The sequence below is a fragment of the Pontibacter ummariensis genome (assembly GCF_900188175.1).
GTDB classification, from domain to species: domain Bacteria; phylum Bacteroidota; class Bacteroidia; order Cytophagales; family Hymenobacteraceae; genus Pontibacter; species Pontibacter ummariensis.
Window position 1 is genome coordinate 86,480 of record NZ_FZOQ01000010.1, and the last position, 18,736, is coordinate 105,215.

The 18,736-nt window shown below is 51.2% G+C and carries 9 protein-coding genes; 1 reads left to right on the forward strand and 8 read right to left on the reverse strand.

Annotation, left to right across the window (positions count from 1 at the left end):
- Positions 1 to 72: 72 nt before the first annotated feature.
- Positions 73 to 1,452 (reverse strand): alpha-L-fucosidase, encoded by a 1,380-nt coding sequence (locus CHB92_RS12035; protein WP_089319462.1) that lies wholly within the window; start codon positions 1,450 to 1,452, stop codon positions 73 to 75.
- Between the two features lie 462 nt (positions 1,453 to 1,914).
- Between CHB92_RS12035 and CHB92_RS12040 the strand changes: the two genes are divergently transcribed.
- Entirely contained in the window at positions 1,915 to 5,343 is a 3,429-nt protein-coding gene (locus CHB92_RS12040; protein WP_089319463.1) for a HEAT repeat domain-containing protein, read from the forward strand.
- Between the two features lie 274 nt (positions 5,344 to 5,617).
- Here the strand turns inward: CHB92_RS12040 and CHB92_RS12045 are convergent, their stop codons facing one another.
- The 7 genes from CHB92_RS12045 to CHB92_RS12070 form a co-directional block, all read right to left on the reverse strand.
- Positions 5,618 to 6,961, reverse strand: coding sequence for a Gfo/Idh/MocA family protein (locus CHB92_RS12045; RefSeq protein ID WP_089319464.1), 1,344 nt, complete (start codon positions 6,959 to 6,961; stop codon positions 5,618 to 5,620).
- A gap of 91 nt (positions 6,962 to 7,052) precedes the next feature.
- Positions 7,053 to 8,468, reverse strand: a complete 1,416-nt coding sequence (locus tag CHB92_RS12050) for a 3-keto-disaccharide hydrolase (protein ID WP_245842509.1) — start codon at positions 8,466 to 8,468, stop codon at positions 7,053 to 7,055.
- A 55-nt stretch (positions 8,469 to 8,523) separates the two neighbouring features.
- Positions 8,524 to 10,926, reverse strand: coding sequence for a family 78 glycoside hydrolase catalytic domain (locus tag CHB92_RS12055; protein ID WP_089319466.1), 2,403 nt, complete (start codon positions 10,924 to 10,926; stop codon positions 8,524 to 8,526).
- A 350-nt stretch (positions 10,927 to 11,276) separates the two neighbouring features.
- Positions 11,277 to 11,426 (reverse strand): hypothetical protein, encoded by a 150-nt coding sequence (locus CHB92_RS25820; protein WP_179223025.1) that lies wholly within the window; start codon positions 11,424 to 11,426, stop codon positions 11,277 to 11,279.
- 490 nt (positions 11,427 to 11,916) lie between these two features.
- Positions 11,917 to 14,106 carry a glycoside hydrolase family 97 protein gene (locus CHB92_RS12060; RefSeq protein ID WP_089319467.1) on the reverse strand — a complete coding sequence of 730 codons (2,190 nt, stop codon included), beginning with the start codon at positions 14,104 to 14,106 and terminating at the stop codon, positions 11,917 to 11,919.
- A 157-nt stretch (positions 14,107 to 14,263) separates the two neighbouring features.
- The gene (locus tag CHB92_RS12065; RefSeq protein WP_089319468.1) at positions 14,264 to 16,993 is read right to left on the reverse strand and encodes an alpha-L-rhamnosidase-related protein; all 2,730 of its coding nucleotides are present in this window, start codon (positions 16,991 to 16,993) and stop codon (positions 14,264 to 14,266) included.
- Between the two features lie 298 nt (positions 16,994 to 17,291).
- On the reverse strand, positions 17,292 to 18,671 hold the full coding sequence (locus tag CHB92_RS12070) for an alpha-amylase (protein WP_089319469.1): 1,380 nt from the start codon (positions 18,669 to 18,671) through the stop codon (positions 17,292 to 17,294).
- Positions 18,672 to 18,736: the final 65 nt, after the last annotated feature.

Here is an 18,736-nt window from a genome sequence, read left to right on the forward strand (position 1 = left end):
CGGTCACGAGGGAAGGACTGTGCCGGTCCCAACAAGCAAACATGCTGTCACTGCCCGGTATAGTCAGACGCGCTATCTGCCGTTCTCCACTTTAAACACCCAGGCATGCATGCTAGGCGTGTTGCCTGGAGTCAGGGCTGGTGGAGTAATGGTGAGCTTCCCGTTCCTGACAGAAGCCTTCACCGGCGCTTTTGTCCCCAGCATGCTCACTTTTCCCACCTTTTCTACGCCGTCCACCTTAAAAGGCTTTTCCGGCCACTTTGTGCAGATAACGAACAGATCCTTGCCTTTGGCAGTGTAGAAAACACTTTGCTCCTTCATGTCCTGTGGCCGCTTCTCCCAGGCAGTAGTGCCGTAAATTGCCTCCCCGTTTACTTTCAGCCAGTCACCCATGTCCAGCAGGCGCTCCTGCATGATCACAGGGATAAGTCCGTCGGCCTTAGGCCCCACGTTGAGCAACAGGTTACCGCCATGGCTTACCTTATCGATCAGCAGGTCTATCAGCTGCTTGGAGGTAAAGTAGTGGTCAGTGGTCTCGAAGCGGTTATAGCCGTAGGAGGTACCGATGCCCCTGCTCTCCTCCCAGGGATGCGAACCGGCTTCCCCGATTCCTTCCTCGTTATGTACCAGGTCATACTCGGTGGTGTAGTAGTCGCCGTGTTTGCTGCGGGTCTCGCTTCCCCAGCGGTCATTTGCCACCACCGTCTCCTTTACCGGCGACTCGTTGTACAGCCAGGCCAGGAACTCCTCGCTTTTCCATTTATCACTGGTATAATCCCACTCCCCGTCCGAAAAAATTACCTCCGGCTTATAGCGCACTACAAGATCTTTCATCTGCGGAATCATGTGCTCGTCTACCCATTGGTCCAGGGTAGCCTCTTTGTACAGCGGGTGGCTCCACTCCAGCAAAGAGTAGTAAAAGCCCATACGCAGCCCCTGCTGGCGCACCGCCTCCGTCAGCTCGCCGGCTATATCGCGATGGGGCCCGATGTCCACGCTGTTCCAACGTGGACTTTCCGCACTGGGCCACAGGCTAAACCCATCATGGTGCTTGGAGGTGAGCACGACGTACTTCGCCCCGGATTGCTGGAACAGCTCCGCCCATTTGTCAGGATTAAAATACTCCGCCTTAAACATGGGGGCAAAGTCCTGGTAAGTGAAGTTCTCGCCATAGTGCTTGGCGTGGTGCTTCAGGAACAGTTCGTTCTTGGTCAACAGCCTGTTCTCGTAGTGCTCTGCATATTTCTCATACACTCCTTCCACCTCATCCACGGGGGCATAAGCAGGCACGGCATAAGGCCCCCAATGAATGAAAATACCGAACTTGGCGTCCTTCCACCACTCCGGCGTTTCCCGCTTGTCCAGCGACTCCCAGTTTGCTTCATACTGCTGTGCCATGGTATTACCAATTGTGAAGGCAATTAACATCAAACTATAAAGGGCTCTTTTCATGGGGCTGACTGTTATTGTGCTTGGAGGAATAAGAGGCTACAAGGGAATAAAGGTGATTCCCCAAAGTAAATGGCTTGTATACTTTTCGGCACCAATGTCTCAACAATAACCTAATACAGGCAGTAGCGGTATAAGGCAAAGTTTTAACTTGCGGAGCGATTACTCACGTATTTTTCACACTATAATCAAAGAAAAACTTTTTTCTGTAGTTTTCCCACTATCTATTTCTTAATTTCAGAATTAGCAAAGCGGCCGTGGCCTGTACGAACACAAGCTACAGACGGAAAAGAAGCCTTCTTTTTTTTCTTAAAGCCAGTCTACTTCAGGACAAACGGCATCGGTTGTTCCTGTTGGTTTACTCGAACATTTAAAGTTTCTTCCTTAAAGTACCCAACTCCAGGAAAGAAGCACAGCCCATAGTTACAGAATACCTTACACGAACCCTCATTAAAATAACCTAACATGAGAAAGGCTGTTTTAACAACCCTTAAAAACAACCGAAAGGCAATCCTAATGTCGGCCCTGTTTCCTGCCTTACTGCTCTCAGGATACAGGATGGCACAAGAGCCTGACAGAAGAATCAAGCAAATGGTCCCGGAACAGGCAGCAGAATTAGCCAAGTCCATCGAGGCCCTGGTAAGCCCTGAACTGGCCAAGGGACTTACGCTCCGCCTGTGGGGAGTAGACTCGCTTGTAGCAGACCCTATTTCGATCGACATAGACGATAAGGGCCAACTCTACTATACCCGCACAAACCGACAGAAGAACTCCGAGTTCGACATCCGGGGCCACCAGGACTGGGAGATCGGGTCGATTCAGCTGAAAACGGTAGAAGAGAAAAGGGCCTTTCTCCACAAAGTCCTATCGCCGGAAAACAGCAAGAAGAACGAATGGCTGAAAGACCTGAACGGCGATGGTTCGCATGACTGGCGGGACATGACTGTGGAAAAAGAGCATGTATACCGGTTGGTAGATATGAACGGTGACGGCGTGGCAGACCAGTCGCAGCTGGTAGTAGAGGATTTTAACGACGAGGTTACAGACGTGGCAGGCGCTATCCTTAGCCACGGCGATGACCTTTTTGTAGGGGTGGCTCCTGACTTGTGGCGCATGAAGGACCGAAACGGAGACGGCATAGCGGATGAGAAGACCTCTATCTCGCATGGCTACGGCATCCACGTAGGTTTTGGAGGCCATGGCATGTCTGGCCTGGAGATGGGACCGGATGGGAAGATCTACTGGGGCATTGGTGACATTGGCTTCAGCGGCACCGGTCCTGACGGGCAGAAATGGGAGCACCCGAACAGCGGTGTGATCGCCCGGTCTAACCCTGATGGCAGCGACTTTGAAATATTTGCTTACGGCCTCCGGAACACCCACGAGTTTGTGTTCGATGAGTACGGCAACATCATCAGTGAAGACAACGACGGCGACCACCCTGGTGAGAACGAGCGCCTGGTGTACATTGTAAACGGCTCCGATACCGGCTGGCGTACCAACTGGCAGTTTGGCAAATACCGCGACCCGAAAAACAATACCTACAAAGTATGGATGGATGAGAAGATGTACAAGCCACGGCATGAAGGACAGGCTGCATACATCACACCAGCCATTGCCAATTATGTGAGTGGCCCTACCGGCATGCTCTACAATCCGGGCACAGCCCTGAGCCCTAAGTATAAAAACACCTTCTTTATCGCGGAATTTGTGGGTAACCCGGCCCGCTCGGGTATCCATGCCTTCAAGCTCAAGCCCAAGGGCGCTACGTTTGAACTCGGGGAAAGCGAGAAGATCATGAGCGGCGTGTTGGCAACCGGCCTTGATTTCGGCCCGGACGGAGCACTTTATGTTGCAGACTGGATTGATGGATGGCAAACGAAGAACACCGGCCGCATCTGGAAGCTGGATGACAAAGACGGAGCCGGATGGGCAGCACGCGAACTGACCCAGAAGCTATTGGCAGAGGACTTCACCAAGCGCAAGGCAAAGGAATTAGGCGATCTGCTGGAGAACCCGGACATGCGCGTGCGCCAAAAAGCACAGTTCGAGTTGGCGAAACGCGGTTCGGAAGGTGCCAAAGAATTTAAGAAAAGTATCAAGCAAAAAGACCACCAGCTAGCCCGCGTGCATGGCATCTGGGGTATCAGCCAACTGGCACGGCAGGACCAGCAATACGCGAAGCTATTGCTGCCCTTGCTAAAGGATCAGGACCCGGAAATCAGGGCACAGGCGGCTAAATGGCTGGGCGACGTGCGGTACCAGCAAGCAGGTGATGCTTTAACTCCCTTGTTGAAAGACGAAAACAGCCGTGCCCGCTTCTTCGCCGCTGAAGCACTTGGGCGTATCGCCTATGAACCGGCTATCAACCCTATCATCGATATGCTGAAAGCCAATAACGACGAAGACGCCTACCTGCGTCATGCCGGTAGCCTGGCCCTGGCTCGCATCGGTAAAGCAGAACCTGTAGTGGCCTTAGCCAAGCATCCTTCTCCGGCCGTGCGTGTTGCCGCTGTGATTGCCCTTCGGCGTATGCAGCATCCGGGCATTGCGAACTTCCTCAAAGACCAGGATGAGTACATTGTCACGGAAGCTGCCCGGGCTATCAATGATGACCTCTCTATTGAGGGGGCACTCCCTGCTTTGGGCAACCTACTACAGGACACACGCTTTACAAATGAGCCCTTGCTAAGGCGGGCTATCAGCGCCAACTTGCGGGTAGGTACTACACAGGCGATGCAAAACCTGATCGACTACTCGCAGAAAGAGAGTGCCCCGGTAGCCATGCGAGCCGAAGCGGTGGCGGTTCTCAGCACCTGGGCGAAGCCGTCTGTATTGGACCGGGTAGATGGCCGCTACAGAGGCGAAGTAGAAAGAAACCCTGCACTGGCCAAATCCAAAGCAGCCGATGCTCTTATAAAGCTGTCAGGACACCCTGAAACAGCGCTTCGCCTGGGTGCTGTGCAGGCCATTGGAAAGCTAAAAATCGATCAGGCTTCTCCGCAGCTGTTCGACCGCCTGAAAAACGACAAGCAGGCAGAAGTTCGGGTAGAAACGCTGAAGGCATTGGCAGCCATAGAAGATGCGCAGATCGGCAAGGCCATTGAGCAGGCCATATCCGATCCTGAAAAAAGCGTTCGGGTTGTAGGTCTGGACATGATGGGGAAAATGGACATGCCAAAAGACCTGATGGCTTCCTTGCTCGCTGACGTGATCAACAAAAGAACCCCGGAAGAAGGGCAGGCTGCGCTTCTGACACTCGGCACTTTACCAGTAATCCACACGCAGCCAGTTTTTGACCAGCTGCTCACAAAACTGGCAAGCGGTAAGCTGCCTGCTGAAGTTCATTTGGAGCTTGGAGAGGCAGTTGCCAGCACAAAGTCTCCAAAACTGATCGCCAGGCACAAAGAGATCAGCTCAAAAGCGTCGCCGGATGCCCTGGCCGCTTCTTTTGAAGGAAGCCTGTTTGGCGGGGATGTGGAGAAAGGCCGAAAAATCTTTTTCAGCCACCAAACCGCCCAGTGCATCCGCTGCCACTCTTATGATGACATGGGAGGCAATGCCGGCCCTCGCCTGAATGGTATCTCTAAAAAGCTTACCCGCCCACAACTACTGGAGGCCCTGGTTAACCCAAGTGCACGCCTGGCCCCAGGCTTCGGCATCGTAACTGTTGAACTTAAAAACGGCCAGACCATTAGCGGCGTTTTACAGGAAGAAAAAGAGAACGGCCTGTTCGTGAAGGTAGGCGGTCAACCCGAAACCTTTATTAAGAAGAGCGACATCGTGAAAAGAACGAATGCCGCTTCTAGCATGCCGAACATGCAGTACCTCCTTACCAAAAGAGAGATACGGGATCTGGTAAGCTTCCTGTCTACTTTAGAGGAGGAGGGTTAAACTCTTCGTAGCTGCTCGCACTGTTGGCTGAGAAGCCTAAAGTTTAAGTGAGACAGCTACTCTCTTTTGTCATCCTGCAAGGATCTTGTTTCTTACTTGCGAATAGCTCACAAGCCCCTTGCAGGATGACAGGAACGAAAGGCTGTTCCATTTAATCTAAAAAGATCGGACTCACTCTTTTTACAAGTTATTCCTGACAGTATCAGGCTAAAAAAGGAGAGCTACATACATAAGTGTGTAGCTCTTCTTTTTTATAGTAAAACTAATCCTAGCCTTAACTCATCACCACATCCTGCTTTGCATCATCAAAGGTAACGCGCTTACCCGTATGCATGGCAATGCGGGTCATGATGTTGGCAACGGAATGGTTGTAACCTGCCCGTACAGAAGCATTAGGGGTTTGACGGTTGCGCACACACTCCATCCAGTTTTTCATGTGCAGGGAAGTCATAGGATCGCCTCCGGTGTTGGCACCTGTGGCGGCTTTGATGTCGCTTGGGAGGGTGTAGGGCTCCAGCAGATTGGCTTGCATGCCCATGGCCTGGGCCATGTCCTGTGTTAAGCCTCCTTCTGGTGTAATTTTGTTTGTGTCCAGGTTCAGCATGCCTCCGTTGGAATAATACAGCTCTTTTGTTCCACCTGCCGAGTTACTGAAGCGGGACGAGTACACCACCTGAAAACCTTTGGACGGATCACCTGCCGGACCATAGTCAAACACAGCCGTCATGGTATCAGCATTCTCCCGGCCATCCTGCCACATATAGTTGCCACTGTTAGCTACTACGCTACGCGGATGCTCTAAACCTGTAAACCAGTGCACCGTATCGATCTGGTGCGACATCCACTGCCCTGGAATACCGGAGGAATAAGGCCAGAACAAGCGGTACTCCAGGTACTTTCGTGGGTCCCAGGCTACCTTCGGCCGGTTCATCAGGAAACGGTCCCAATCGGTGTCTTCCTGCCGGATCTGTTTTACGAGTTCCGGTAAGCGCCAGCGCCCGGGCTGGTTCACGTTCCAGGTCATTTCCACCATCTTAATGTCTCCGAACTTTCCTGAACGGATGTAGTCGTTGGCAGCAATATAATTAGGCGCGCTACGGCGCTGGGAGCCAATCTGCACAATCTTGCCGGTCTCTTCCACGGCTTTTAAAATCGCACGGGCATCTTCCATGGTCTCGGCCAGCGGCTTTTCAATATAGGCATCTTTCCCGTTTCGGACAGCCTCCACTCCCATCAGGGCATGCTGGAAGTCAGCCGTGCTGATGATCACAGCGTCTATGTCTTTATCCCGGTACAACTCATCGTTGTTGCGGTACTTCTTTAGCTTGATCCCAGCCTTTTCCTTCACAAAAGCCTCTGCCTCTTCGCGCCGGCGGTTCCAAATATCGGAAACCCCGATAAACTCAAAGTTAAGGTCCTTGTTATAGTTCATGAACGAAGGGAACAAAGAGTCGCGGAACCTGTTGGAGAAGCCGACAATGCCGACCTGCACGCGGTCATTCGCTCCTAATATTCTCCCATAGCTCTTCGCACTGAAGCCCATGATAGAGAAGCCGAGGGTGCCCAACGCAGCCTTTTTCAAAAAGTCTCTGCGGGAGTTGTTTGCCTTGTTTACCATACCTTGGTTTTGTTTGATGATTAAACCCGATTCAGGCCCAGCGCTTTGACATCTTTAGCCATTCACAAAGCCTAGCCGGGTGTTTCGTTTATTACAACTCTTTTAGCTTGATACTTCGGAAGCTCACCTTATTGCCATGGTCCTGTAGCAGGATGTGCCCTTCCGGCGCTTCACCAAAGTTTTCCCAGTCTTTGTACTTGCTGTTGGCTACCAAGGCGCGATACTCCTCTGCCCCTCTGGTATACTCCAGCACCTTTACTCCATTCAGATAATGCTCGACTTTGTTGTCCGGGTATACCACGACCCGCCCTTTGTTCCACTCTCCTATCGGACGGAGAAAGCGTTCCTGCTTATCGGCCGTGATCAGGTCATACAGCGAAGCAAGGGTACGGTTCCCATCCCGGCCCATCTTGGCATCAGGATGCAGTTTGTCGTCTAGCACCTGGTACTCCAGCCCGATGGCCGAACCCGGGTTATGTTCACTCAGTGTCACGAAGTATTTCACGCCGCTGTTGGCACCTGGTGTCAGTTTAAAGTCGAAAGAAAGGTCAAACGCGCTGTATTTGTCTGTGGTCACAATATCACCCCCATTCGTTGATTCACCCCCTCCTGCAGGAAGCACCGTCAGCATGCCATCCTGCACCTGCCAGCCTTTTTCGGGAAAGGCAGTTTTATAGGCACCCTTCCAGCCCTTCGTGCTTTTACCGTCGAACAGAAGCTTCCACCCATGCTGCGTTTCGTAGTCCGTCAAGGTATTCGGCACATTGTTCACCACGTACACCCCTGCCGGGAAAGGAGTTGGCTTGAGGTCCTTGGTTTTGATCCGGATGTCCTTAAAGTATACCTTTTTGCCGGCCTGTTCTGCACTGCTTACCGAATGTACCTGCAGGCCTATAAAGCCTTTGTCATCCAGTGTATCCACCACGTAGGCAGTCGGCACGCCATTGATCCAGGTCTTCGTTTCATTTCCGATGCTCTCGATCCGCACCCTGTTGTACTCCCCTACTTTGAAAGCCTGCTGAGCCTTGGGATTAAGGGTGAGCGGGTATAACCAGCCCCGGCGTGCTTCGTCGTAGATCCCGCCACTCCAGGCACGGGCAGAAGGGTCGAACTCTACCTGCCTGCCATATACCCTACACTTTCCGTTGTTTCCGCTGGGGTCGTAGTGGCTCCTCGTCTGTACACCGGAATTGCTTTGATCGCTCTCCAGCATTACATCCAGCTCCAGCACAAAGTCCCCGTACTCTTTTTCTGTAATAAGGAAGGTATTCGGAGTATTCATCACGGCAGTGCCCACAATGGTCCCATCTTTCACCTCATAAGAGGCCTCCCCGGCTACCCGTTTCCATCCGTTCAGCGTCTTCCCGTCAAAAAGCTTCGTCCAGCCTTTGGAAGAGGTTTGGGCTGAGGCTGGGCTGTTACTAAACACTGCAGTACCTGCCACAAGCAGAGAAACCAGGGCAAGAGACATCCTGCTCCGTTTACCCCTAGAATTAGTCAATTTCATAGATATAACTTCCGTTGTTAGATGGCTTATAATTGTTTATGACTGTTTAGATAAATTAAAGCACCACACTGTTCTTTTCTCCTCCTGTCAGCACTACTTCTTTGCCCTTCCATACCAGGGTGCCTGTCACACGGTCGGGCAAGCTAATCTCTGCCTTTAACCGGTTGTTCCGGTTGAGGCTGTACTTCACCTTTATCTGCCCCTGTGGATGCGGAATAGAACCGCTAGCTTCTTTCAAGTTGCCTAAGTTCGGGGCGATGCGCACCTTGCTAAAGCCGGGCGCATTGCTATCAATACCCAGCACGATGCGGTAGAGCTCAATGTTTGGGCTGGCGCCCCAGGCATGGCAGTCGGAGCGGGTAGGTTCTGGTTGCTCCGCCCATGTCGTTAGTCCTTTTGCTAACTGAGTATGCCACTCATCCAGCAACTGCAGGTACTGATCACCTAAACCGGCTTTGGCAACCGCCTGATGCAGGTAATACTTGAAATAAATAGAGCCTTGCGTGAGGCTGGTGTCGCGCAGCACTTTTTCCATCACGTGCCGGGCTTCTTCCCCCTCCACCACGCCACCTAGCACCGCGAAGGTGTTGATATGCTGCGAAAAGCTGTTCTTGTTGGGCGTGTCAGCAAACAAGCCTTTCCCTTCGTCCCAGTACAGTTCTCTGATCGTTTGTTTTAGCGCTGCTATCTTCTGTTCATAATGCTGTGCAAATGCCGGCAGGCCAACCACCTGCTCCAGCGGCATGGCTTCTTTGTAGGCCAGCAGTAGTTGTAAATCAAGGGCCGCAGAGGTGCCATCTTCCGCTTTTGGGGCCATGCCCGCTTTCCAACCTGGTGCTTCTGCCCAGTCTGTAAAGTTCCAGTAAGGCACCATGCCCATCGCGCTGTTTTCCTGCTGCTTCGATTCGAAAAAACTGATAACAGCCCTTGTTACCGGCAGTTGTTCTTGTATAAAAGCCTCATCACCCCGGTACTTCCAGTAGTCGTTCACCATTCCGATCCACCACAACGAAAAGGGCGGGATATACTGGGGATTATGGCTTGGATAACGGCTCTGGGTAATGCCGCTCAACCCGTGTGACTGCCGGACCTGGTTGATAGCGTTTCGTACCAATCGATCGTCGCCACTGTTAAACAAGGAGACCAGGGCCTGAATGCGGGTATCACCCACATACTGCAACTGCTCATAGTAGGGGCAGTCCATATACGTTTCGTGCGCACATAAGCGCGCCGTGCGCCAGCCTACCTCCAGTATCTTCTGTAGCTCGGGCCGCCCGGCCTCAAACCTTGCCTGCATTTTGAACGGATAGCCGGTGTATAGCCCGTAAAGGTCATTTATCGTTAGAGGCTGATCTTTCGTTTCTACTGTCACTTGCAGGTAGCGGTAGGTGCGCCACCAGAGCGGCTCAAACGTGCGGGCCTCGCCTCCTTCCAGAATGAATTTGTCTTCATACCCAATAAATACTTTTCCCGCTACCTCGTTGCGGTCGCCCTTCTGCTTGGTTTCTCCTAGGCTCTTCCCTTCATCGTTGAAGAGGGACTCAGCGTATCGTAACGAAATGCTAGCCCCCTGCCCTCCACTGGTGCTAAGCACCGGGAAGGCCGTTGTTTCAACTCCCTGGTCAAGGATAAGCGTTGCCTTGGTATGAGCAGGAATGGTAAAAGCAGCTGCTTTTTGTGGAAAACTTTTCGGAACAGACACACCAGTTGCTTTCCTGACGCTGGCTAGGCGTTCCGGACTAAGCTCCATGGCGGGGATAGTCCGGGCCTGCAGGTGCCAGCCCTCATACCAGGGTTCGAACAAACCGCCAACCAAGCCAGGTGAAATCGTACTTGCAGCGGTCCATTGGCTGTCATCAAATCCTTCTGCCTCCCAGCCCCAGGGATAGTCTGCTGCATCAATATTCTCTCCCGGCCCAACCACAAAATAAGTATGTAGGTTGGTATGGATAGGGGTATACGCTTTGCTGCGCATGCCCTTCCAGGAACTGTTCGTGTCAGCAATCCTTTCTGCTGCCCCATTTCCCTGCAGAATAAAACCTGTCCGGTAACTCATCTGTGCTACCGGCATCGCCTCTCCGTAATTCCACACCACAGCTGCCAGTGTGTTGTTGCCTTGCTTCAGGAAAGGGCCCAGGTCAACGGTCTCAAAATTCCAGTGAAAAACATCGCTACGGGCAGGGCCAAAGCAGACCTGTTGCCCGTTTACAAAGAGCTTGTACCTGTTATCACCCGAAACATGCACCAGAAAAGAGGCTGGCTTGGCTGGCAAATCGATGCTCTTCCGGAAATGGTACACCCCATACGCTTTTGCCGGTTCACCAGCTACTGCGATCCATTGGGCAGGCCAGGGCTTTGTCGTCAGCTCTGCTGGCAAAACCGGATTCGGAATTTGGGCCAAGACCAGGAGCGGCAGTAAGGCTACCAACAGCGAAAGAACAAAAGCCGGCTTTTTCATTTTATTCTTTAAGTAAAGGCATCAGGACCAGGCAACAGCGGCCTTGCAAGTACAGCTTATCAAGTAAAGGCATTTCTCCTTTACAATAGGTAATTGAGTACTTAATTTATAAAAAATATGCAGGACTAGAACTATTTAAATGAATTTCTAGCTGTAGCTGTATAAGAAACTGCTGCAAGGGCTATCTGTCTTTGCTTCAATTGCTTTTGGAAGAAGGGGTTTAGAACTCACTTTTTTATAGCATTTAATAGAGTAGCTTTTAGAAGTTATGCATTGTTTGTGGTGACTCTTGTTGTAAACATTCGCTAATGTGGAAAGAGTGGATTTACCTAAGCTGGCGTAGCTTCTGCTTATCCTATAGGCTTATTGATGTCCCTTTTCATTGTTTCTGTTATGCGCTCCACGTCTGGGGTAGGGGCCCTTCTGAAGCGAGGGCGCGTTTTCCCGCTCAGCGCTGTGCCGTCTTCCTTTCCTCGCTGTCGCTGCGCAATGCTCAGCATGCTGAGCACCGGAAACCGCCAAACAAAGGGCCCCTACCCCCGGCGCCTCGCAGAAAAACTGGAGAAGTTTTTCTCTTCGATTCAGTAAAGGATAAGCTATAGCATTTTATTAACAGTGAAGACCTCGCAGTGTGCGCAGCTCCTGCGAGCGCCTGGGATCCTACATGCTGCAGGGCAGACAAGCTTGCCAGGTGCATATTTCGACACTCCACTGTTCGAGCGTTCAGCGAGTGGGGGTAGGGGCCCTCTGTTTTCTTATCAAGAAGAGATTAAAGCCCAGCCGGAGAGGCGAAAAGCCTGCAAACAGCTATGCTGCACAAGTTGTAAAAGACTTTTGAAGCAAGCGTAATACCATTATTAGTGATCCTGCTCTCGTATTACCGCCCTCCCCTTACAAAGCTAGTCTTATAGAGAAAAACTCGTAAAAAGCATAAAAACGAAAAGGCCTGCAGATCTTATCTGCAGGCCTTTGTATCGGTTGGCTTAAAACTTAGATCTTCTTTAAGCCCTTCATTTCCTCTTTGGTACCTTCTTTTACGCTGATGGCAACCCCACCGCTAGAGGCAAGTCGCTGCTTCAGCTGGCTCTTTGAGTTCACTAAAACCTTGCGAACTGTGTAGCTCTGTGGGTTCTTGTCATAGCTGGCATCCTTTCCATCGGCATAAATCGTAGCGATGTAGTTTTTGCCTTTTGGCAGGTAATCGAAGTTTATCGTTGCCGTACGAGGGTTTTCATCCGAAACGCCTCCCACATACCACTCGTTTTTGTTCTTCGCTTTACGGGCAATCGTTACGTAATCGCCTGGCTCAGCTTCCAGAATATGCGTCTCATCCCAATCCACAGCCACATCTTTGATGAATTGGAAAGCATCCGGGAAGCGCTTGTAGTTCTCCGGCATGTCCGCAGCCATTTGCAGCGGGCTATACATCGTTACATAGTAGGCTAGCTGTTTTACCAGGGTCGTATTCACGCGCTGGTTGCTGCCTGTTCCGTAATAGGAAAGGTCTGTCTGGAAGATACCTGGCGTATAATCCATAGGGCCACCCATCATGCGGGTAAAAGGCAGAATAGTCGTATGATCTGGGGCGAGGCCACCCATCGATTCAAACTCCGTGCCGCGGGCAGACTCCTGCGCCAGCCAGTTAGGGTATGTACGGTGCAGACCCGTTGGACGAACGGCCTCGTGGCTGTTCACCATGATCTGGTAATCGGCGGCCTCTTTGGCAACGTGGATGTAGTGGTTCACCATAGACTGCCCGTCGTGGTGCTCGCCTCTTGGAATGATTTTACCTACATAACCAGTCTTCACAGCATTGTAGCCATTGTCTTTCATGAACTGGAAGGCTTCATCCAGACGACGCTCGTAGTTTGTAGCAGAACCAGAGGTTTCGTGGTGCATCATCACCTTCACCCCTTTTTCAGCAGCATAACGCTGCAGCTCCTTCACATTAAAGTCTGGGTAAGGTGTAACGAAGTCGAATACTTCTTCTTTCCAGTTACCGAACCAGTCTTCCCAGCCCACGTTCCAGCCTTCCACCAACACAGCGTCAAAACCATTCTCGGCGGCAAAGTCGATATACTTTTTCACGTTCTCGGTCGTAGCACCATGGCGTCCGCTCGGGGTCAGCTTGTTGAAATCATCACCTAGCTTCACGTTTGTTTCCGTGCCATAGGCCCAGGTGCTCTTACCCGCTACGAAGTACTCCCACCACACGCCAATGTATTTGATCGGCTTGATCCAGGATACATCTTCATAAGCCGTTGGCTCGTTCAGGTTCAGGATAAGCTTAGAAGCCAGGATATCGGTAGCCTTATCGCTCACGACAACCGTACGCCATGGCGTGTGCGCGTCAGTCTGCAGATAGCCTTTGTTTCCAACCGCATCTGGCGTCAGGTGTGCGCTCATCTTAAAGTTCTTCTCATCCACATTCAGCTGCATGGCCGGGTAGTTCACCAGCGCCGCCTCATGAATGTTAATGTACAGGCCGTCATCAGACTTCATCATAGAAGGCGTTTGTACCGCCAAGGATGTTTTGATAGGCTGCTGGGCATGCACATCATGCGTGGCTTTCTCTATCAGCTGCGGAATCTCTGAGATTTTAGAGGTTGTGTAGGCATACTCGTTTGTGTCGTAGTCTCCTGGTATCCAGAAAATCTTGTGGTTACCGGTCAGGTTAAACTCGGTGTTCTCCTCCTTCACGATAAAGTACTTCAGGTTCTCCTGCTTCGGAAACTCATAGCGGAAACCCAGACCATCGTTAAATAAACGGAAGCGGACACGCATCAGGCGGTCGTTTGGCTCCTCTTGTGCCAGTGTTACCAGCAGTTCGTTGTAGTTATTGCGGATGGTCTTCTGCTCGCCCCATACCGGGTTCCACGTGTCGTCTACAGAAGTCTGCTTGGTATCTACCACAGTGAAATCTTCCATAAAGGAACCTGCATCCTTTGTTTCCAGACCTAATCGGCTTGTTTTGATAACAGGCTTCTTCTTATAACTCAGCTGATAAACCGGTGCTCCGTTATCGTCCAGCTTAAAGGTTAAGGTCAGGTTTTTATCGGGTGATGTGATCACCTGTGCTCTCAGTCCCAACGAAAAGACAAAGAGAAGCAGGAGTAAGAACAACCTGCGCAGGAATCCATAGTTAGGTACGGCAAGGCTTGCCGTTCGTGGTGTATTCATATTTAGTTTATGGTTTATTTGGTCCTCGTTTCTCTTACTAATCAAAAATAAGGCCATTACCAGCCTTAGAAGGTAAATCGGTTTGCCTGGTCTAACAGTTCCTCCCCAAAGTCAGGCTTATCCGGAAGAGGTACTAATACCAGAGAGCTTTAAATTCTTACTTGATCTTCACCATGCGCATGTAATCAACCATCGCCTGGTTAATCTCCCCATGCATGTTCTCGTTGTTAGGCTCAAAGGTGAGGGAGATGGTATGGCTGCCTTTTTGCAGGGGCACTTCCACTGCGTTTGTAAAGCCCCAGTTGCTCCATTCCTCCTTACCGCGCTGTGGCAGCACGATGGTTCCCGCGAAATTAGCGTCTTTCTTCAGGGTGCGGATTGCAGCCTTATTCTCCGTATTGATGGGGCCATTGCCATTGGCGTAGCGGAAATCGATGGCGTAGACACCGTCCTCCGGCACGTTCACCTTTACCTGCACCTGCCTGTTTTGCTGCTTGCTCAGCTCTACAAAGCCGGTACCGGAATAGTCGCGGTAAGCGTAAGTAGCTTTCGGGGCGAACTTCTCCACCTCGTATACCAGCTTAGACTTCTCCGGCACCACTACTACAGGCTCGCTACCAAATGAAGTGACACCATTCTGGTCCACGGCCAGCACCATGTACTCGGCGTAACCATTCACTTCCACATCCAGACTTGTGCTTTCAGTTTTCTCCAGTTCCTCCCCATTCTTAATAACCAGGTAAGCCACGGCATCCTCTACGGCTGGCCAGCTGAGCTTGCCTGATGCATAAGTTACTTTTGGTGTTTCCGGTGAGGTGTACATGGCGACATGGTTCACATCCCCTCCTACCTGGTTGTTGGCCAACTCGATTTTAATGGTATGCTCGCCTGTGAGGTTGGCCGGGATCTCGGCCTTCTCCAGCGGCTTGCCATCCATCGTGATGGTCTTGATCTCATTGCCATAGCCGCTCATCTCAAAGTTGAGTAACGCGTTTCTGTACCTGAAGCCCGTTAGCTTACGGTTTCCTTTGAAGGCTTCCGGCACGAAGGGTTTCAGCACCAGTTTGTCTGCCTGCAGGTCCATGCCGAACAGCACCTTATAGATCATGGCGATGTTGCCCGCCACGCTCCACAACTGCCTGTCGGAGTTAATCTGTGTGCCGGCATAATCTCCAGTGCTGGCTACAAAGTTTTCCTTGTTTGTCAGGAAAAGGGCTGCTGGGCGGTAGATGGCACTCATGCTTTCGGCAAGAGACTTCTCGTTACCAGCCTTAGCCGAGGCCAGGCTCCAGTAGGCCTGCACAAAAGGCCAGATGCCGTTGTTGTGGTAAGGCGGAATACCCGGAATCTGTGGGAAGATGCTCGGGATACCATAATCCGTTACAGGCGTGCTGGCTACCACTGTTTTCTGGCGCTCCTCATCGGCTACGCCATACAGCACAGACAGGGCCTCCCCCAAGGCCTCTGCCCGTGGCGACAGCACTTTATAGTTGCGACCATAGAGGTACTGCCCATAGTAGCCTTTCTCATCCTGCCACAGCAGTTCATTCATGCCCTTTTTGATACGGCTGGCCACCTCCCTGAACCTGGCGGCAGCCTCTTTATCGTCGAGTAGCTCCGCCATTTGGGCGGCCACCTGATTTGCCTGGTAGTGCACAGCGTTGGTGCCCAGGTTCTCCGACTCGTAAATATCCACCGGCTGCATCCAGCGTGGGTAGGTCTGCTCGCGCCAATCCAGGAACGAGGATTCACCCCGTACCAGCCCCGTCTCCGGGTCATAGGCGTTCTTATAGTCAGCCTCTAATGAGTTCTTAATGATCTGGTAGGTTTTGCGCAGCCATTCCTTGTCGCCCGTGGCCTTGTACACCTCCCAGGCAGCAACCGCCCAGGTCATGCGGTCTGTAGACACAGGGTAGGCTCCCCCCGTGCCGGTATCCTGAATGATACGCCCGTCTTTCACCTTGCGCATCAAGCTGTACATGGATACCTTCGGCTGCAATTGCGCCATGCCCAGCAAAATGCTATAGCTAATGTCCCTTGTCCAGACCCCTGCCCATTCCTTTCCGGTCCTGAAAGTACTGTCCGCCTCTATGTCTTTCTCCATCTCCTCCAGCGCCATGTTATAAAGCGCATCCATGAGCGGATAATCGGAAGTGTACTGCGGGAAAGCAGAGATGTCCCTGCTCAGTTGCCAGTGCGTAGCAGTTGCCTTATCATCTTCCGGACTGTTTAGGTTAAGTGCGATCTCGTAGATCCCGTCCCCATCAGCATCCTGCAACTTGGCACCGTCGTTCCTGCCCAGGTTATCGAAATCCCAGCTCAGGGGTGCTGTGCCACCGGCAATGTAAACGCCCTTAAAGTCTTCTTTGTAAATTCTGTCTCCGGTGGGCGTGGTGTAGTAGCCCTGCTTTTCAAAAGCCTGCAATACCGGGCGCATATCCAGGCGCACTTTCATCTCGGTGTTGGGAGCCAGGTATACATCATTCGGAACTTCCGCCTTGTCGTTGTACTGCTGCCCAAAGGTGATGACTGGCGTAACACAGGAGCCATCGCTGGCAAGACAGCTGAAATGGTGGTCTTGCCCCGATACCATCTCGTTGTCGCGCCCATTGATGGCGAACTTAAAGGTGACACGCGGACTTAGAAAGGCGTTGGCCGGGCTTTTGTAATTGGACGTAAGCTCTGTATGCGACAGCGCACGCGCCACGTACTCCCCCTGCACCACGCTGTCGCGGTACAAAGTATAAGCATCCGACTGCCAGACAGGGCTAGTGCTTCTTACACTTACAGCAGTAGCCACATCGATGGTGTTTTGCTTCTGTGTCTGGCATGCGCCTAGGCTAAGTAGTGCAAAAAGAACGCTTGACTTAAGGGTTAAGCTTTTCATGTAATTGCAGGGTAAGTAGTGCCTATCCCTGTTCTGCTACAGGTGTATAGGGCATGTTATAATTCAGTTATAGTAGCTGATGTTCTTTGATCTTAGCTAAACAAGCTGTTCATCTAGTAACTAACAGCAAGGCTTGTACAAACTTGCAGCATACAGCAAACAACATCAATTATTTGATACAGAAGGTAAAGGTAATCTGTTCCTTCGCCATATAAGTATCTTATTTATAAGCTATTGCTTTTAGTAAATGTTCCAACAGAGTAACTTTAGAGTAAGCTACTATGGCTTTCACCTTTTGCTATTTCGGAGAATAAACCGCGTAGCTGTTTGCTTTGCTTGGAATCGTCACGAGTCCACTTGCATCTGTTGTTATGTCCGGGTTTATCCCTGTAAAATCTTTCAGTACGGTATTGGCCCAACGCGTTTGTACTTTCCGCTCTTTATCAGCGGTACCGTTGTTTATGTAGGTAACCAGCCCTGGTGTACCGTTTCTACTAAAAATGTACTCCGTCGCACTGGCAAATAGCTTAGTGCTCGAGCCTGCCGCCAGGTTTTTCTTGATCCAGATCAGGGTGTTCAGCTTTGTTTTATCTAAGAGGGTCTCATAGTCCTTGTAAAAGATAAAAGGCGTACCCTCGGCGGTTAAAATGTAGGCGTAGGCCTGTAACTTATTCCTGGCTGAGATTTCATCTGTATCATGGTTCGCCACAAAAGTGTAAGCCAAAGATGGGTCCTTCGCGATAAGGCCTTTATTCTCTAACCTGTACATCATGTTTTCATCCAAAGCTTTGTCTAAAGCATAGTACAGCGGGAAGTCGAAGGCCCCACTGTTAGCTTCCAGGCACCAGTTATACACGAGCTCAACGTCAGCATCCCAGTACTCCCCAATGGAAACCCCGCCAACGGCAGCATTCCATTTTTTCACGACGCTTGGGTGAAAGCCTTTTACATAATCAAACCGCCAGCCGTGAAACCCAAGCGTGTTTTTGTAGTACTTGCCTACTCCATCCGGCCTGTTCCAGAGCCAATTCTGGACGTACTGTACATCATGGCATAGATCGGAGAATCCACCGAAGAAGCCTTCATCTGCGGCGTGCACCCTATTCGCATGAAAGTCCTCATAGGTTCTGTTAAACTTACCTGAGGCCGGGCTAAACTTCGTCCAGGTGTTCTTGTTGGTGTAAGGGTTAAACTCCGAGTCTCCGCCCGAATTATGGTTTAAGACAATATCCGCAATGAGCTTTATGTCTTTGGACTTGGCGCTTTGCAGCAAAGAAACCAGCTCTGCTTCTGAGCCAAACCGGGTTTCTGTTGTTCCGTGCTGGTTGTACTGCCCGAAATCAAAGTAATCAAAGGGATCATAGCCCATGGAGTACTGGCCGCTCTGCCCTTTCGTAACAGGCGGAAGCCAGACGGTGGTAATACCAGCACTTGCCCAGGAGTCCAGCTTAGTATTTACATGGTCCCACCAGGTTCCTCCGGCTGGCACATCCCAATAAAAAGCCTGCATCATCACCTCCTCAGAAGGTACTGCACTTTCAGTTGCAGGTAAGGTGGGGGCAACTTCTTCGTCTTTGTCTGAACAGGCAGCAAACAGAACGAATGCCATACTCAGAAGACAAGCAGCTGGGATATGCTTCGTTTTAAATAAATAATTCATATTGAAAGAAAAGGTCATTATACTGGGCTAAAGCCAAAAAGAGAAGCTATAAAGGGGTAAGGCTGGCAAACAGCCAGGCAGCA